Origin of the sequence: Brevundimonas sp. (assembly GCF_036677305.1) — a bacterium.
Taxonomy (GTDB): Bacteria; Pseudomonadota; Alphaproteobacteria; order Caulobacterales; family Caulobacteraceae; genus Brevundimonas.
Window position 1 is genome coordinate 1 of record NZ_JAKFEB010000011.1, and the last position, 2,681, is coordinate 2,681.

Annotated in this window: 6 protein-coding genes; all 6 read right to left on the minus strand. The window is 67.5% G+C overall.

From position 1 onward, the window contains the following. On the minus strand, window positions 1-308 hold a 308-nt coding region (locus V6M42_RS00395; RefSeq protein ID WP_332676398.1), incomplete at its 3' end, for a DUF1801 domain-containing protein. Next, complete coding sequence (locus V6M42_RS00400; RefSeq protein ID WP_332676401.1) at window positions 302-802, minus strand: SRPBCC family protein; 501 nt, start codon at window positions 800-802, stop codon at window positions 302-304. The genes V6M42_RS00400 and V6M42_RS00395, both read right to left, overlap by 7 nt. Then, window positions 799-1,197 carry a DoxX family protein gene (locus V6M42_RS00405; RefSeq protein WP_332676403.1) on the minus strand — a complete coding sequence of 133 codons (399 nt, stop codon included), beginning with the start codon at window positions 1,195-1,197 and terminating at the stop codon, window positions 799-801. The genes V6M42_RS00400 and V6M42_RS00405 overlap by 4 nt, the downstream gene beginning before the upstream one ends. Beyond that, window positions 1,194-1,637, minus strand: a complete 444-nt coding sequence (locus V6M42_RS00410) for a VOC family protein (protein ID WP_332659606.1) — start codon at window positions 1,635-1,637, stop codon at window positions 1,194-1,196. The genes V6M42_RS00405 and V6M42_RS00410 overlap by 4 nt, the downstream gene beginning before the upstream one ends. Before the next feature lie 51 nt (window positions 1,638-1,688). Continuing rightward, entirely contained in the window at window positions 1,689-2,168 is a 480-nt protein-coding gene (locus V6M42_RS00415; protein WP_332676405.1) for an SRPBCC family protein, read from the minus strand. Between the two features lie 40 nt (window positions 2,169-2,208). After that, a partial coding sequence (locus V6M42_RS00420) for an SRPBCC family protein (protein ID WP_442880902.1) occupies window positions 2,209-2,681 on the minus strand: 473 nt, incomplete at its 5' end.

A 2,681-nucleotide genomic window follows, 5' to 3' on the forward strand; every position in this document is an offset into this window, starting at 1 on the left:
GGATCGACCGTCTCGCCCTCTCTCAGGATGACGGAGGCCATTTCGTACTGGCCGCCGGGCTTGAGGCCCGGTTCGATGTCGCGCAGCCGCTGGCCGCGCCAGAAGCCGAACACGATCCGCGCCTCCTCGGCCCGGATCAGCAGGACGGGGCCGTTCGAGAGATAGACCAGATGGCCCCATTTGATGACCTCGTTCAGGCCCCCGACGCTGCGCACGGCCTCGCGCAGCGCCGCGACCGGCGCGTGGGTCCAGCCTTCGAGACCCGTTGCGTATGCATCGGGATTCGCCGCAACCGATCCCTTCAGCATGTCTCAGCCTCCCGCGGCGCCACGGCGCGAATGTGCGCCGCCAGCTTGTCCAGGCAGCCGTTCCAGCCGGCCTCCATGCCGCTCAGTGGGCCGAGGGCGTCTTCGCCGGCCTCCAGGACGATCGCCTCGAAATGCAGGACGGTGCGGCCGTCAACGTCCTCGAACCGCACGGATTGCTCGACCTCGAACCAGAGTGATCCGTCCTCGCGCTGAACCCAGGTCCGCATCACCAGCCGCTCGGGCTCGTCCAGCGAAATGAACCGGCCGTCGAACGGGTGCTCGCCGCCGTCCGGCGCCCGCATGACCACGTGAATGGCGCCGCCGGGGCGGGCGTCCAGCCGGATCACCGGCGTGGTGAAATGCTCGGGCGCCCACCACACCCCGGCATGGGCCGGGTCGGTCCACATCTTCCACACCAGCGCGCGGGGCGCGTCGAACTTGCGGACGATGTTCAGCCGGGTGAGGTGGTCCGGAATGGAGGCGGCCACGGTCATGACGCGCTCCGTCGGATCGGGAAGAGGCCGCGCAACCGGTCGTCCCTCAGCCACAGGCCGCCCCACATGAACAGCCCGAGGTAGATCCCGAACAGGACGTGGCTGAACAGCGGCATCTCCACCCTCAGATTGGTGGCGATGGCTCCGCCCAGCAGGCCCGTCATCAGGATCGCGCCCAGCAGACTGGTGCGCGGGATGACGTAGAGGACGACGCAGCCCAGCTCGATCGCCGCGATCAGCATCAGATATTTCCCCTGCCAGCCGAGCGGCTCCATATTCTGTTCGACGACCATCCCGGACATCAGGAATTTCGGTGCGATCGAGGCGGCGAGCATGAACAGGACGAACAGCCCGCTCAGCACCCGCCCGGTCCAGACGGAAGGCGAGGCCCTCATTGCCCCTTGGGCGTCCAGCCTTCCGCCGGAATGGTGTTGACCATCCAGGGCACGCCGAATTTGTCGATCAGCCCGCCGTAGCCGGGCGACCAGAAGGTCTCGCCGAACGGCATGGTCGGCTTGCCGCCCTCGACCAGGGCGTCGTACCAGCGGCGGGCCTCGGCCGCGTCGTCGGTGTGCAGGGCGATGTCAAAGCCGTTCTTGGGCTTGTCGATGTTCGGGGCCCAGTCGACATCCATGTCGGCGCCCATGATCGACTGATCGCCGACATCCAGCCAGCAGTGCATCAGCCAGTCCCTGTACTGGGGTCCCATGGGCATGTCGGGCGGGCCGTCGCCATAGGGATAGGCGGAGGTGATCTTGCCGCCCAGAACGTCGGCGTAGAATTCGAAGGCTTCGCGGCACTGGCCGCGGAAGCTCAGGCTGGGCACGATCTTCATGGTCGTTCTCCTTGTCTGGCTTGAGAAAACGCTCGGCGCGACGAGTCGCCGCTACTGATCCCGCTCGCGGGCGAGGAAGGCCTCCAGCCGCTCGAAGGTGCTGGTCCAGCCGTGCTTGTGGCCCGTCAGGCTGGCTTCGGACTTCAGCCCCTCGTGGGTGAAGTCCATCAGGGTGCCGCCGCCCGCCGCGTCGCTGAGCTGGACGGTCACCAGGGTGTCGACCGGCGGGCCGTCCTCGTGAGACTCATCCCATTTGAAGGTGAAGACCAGCCGCTCGTCGGGCACGATCTCGCGATAGATTCCGCCCTGCCACAGGTCCTGCCCGGTGTCGGGCGAACGCAGGCAGGCCCGCCACTCGCCGCCGACCCTCAGGTCCTGGGTCGTGCTGACCGCGGGCCATTCGACCGGACCCAGCCACAGCACAAGGACCTCGGGGTTCGTCCAGGCCCGCCAGACCAGCGCACGCGGCGCGTCGAAGAAGCGCTGCATATGAAGGGTGGGGCGGGTCGCGGTCGTTTCAACGAAGGTCATCGGGCGGGCTCTTCAGCGGGTCCGGACGAAGGCCGGGGAGTCAGTGGGTCTTGAGCAGTTCGGCCAGCTGGTCGGCGCACGTGCCCCAGCCTTCATGGAAGCCCATGGCCTCGTGCTGTTTCATCGTCTCGGCGTTCCAGTGGCGCGCCGTGGCGACATATTCGGTCTTGCCGTCCGGCAGCGGGTTCAGTTCGACCGTGGCGACCATGAAGGGCTGGCCGGCGGGCTTCCAGTCCGGCGTCAGGGCGTCGGTCGTGATCCAGCGACGGTTCGGCACGACCTCAAGGAAGATGCCGCTGTTCGGAATATGCTCTCCGTCCGGCCCGTGCATGACGAAGTTGAAGACGCCGCCGGGGCGCGGATCGACATTCACGTCCGAAAGGGTCCACGGGCGCGGGACGAACCACTGCTGCAACAGGTCCGGCGTCATCCAGGCCTTCCAGATCCGCTCCGGCGTGGCGTCGATGACGCGGCGCAGGACCAGGGCGTGCTGATGGGCGACGCCGTCGGTGT

Excerpts from the sequence above, each read along its gene's own strand:
- V6M42_RS00400 (WP_332676401.1), bottom strand. The coding sequence starts at position 802 with ATGACCGTGGCCGCCTCCATTCCGGACCACCTCACCCGGCTGAACATC.
- V6M42_RS00405 (WP_332676403.1), bottom strand. The coding sequence starts at position 1,197 with ATGAGGGCCTCGCCTTCCGTCTGGACCGGGCGGGTGCTGAGCGGGCTG.
- V6M42_RS00410 (WP_332659606.1), bottom strand. The coding sequence starts at position 1,637 with ATGAAGATCGTGCCCAGCCTGAGCTTCCGCGGCCAGTGCCGCGAAGCC.
- V6M42_RS00415 (WP_332676405.1), bottom strand. The coding sequence starts at position 2,168 with ATGACCTTCGTTGAAACGACCGCGACCCGCCCCACCCTTCATATGCAG.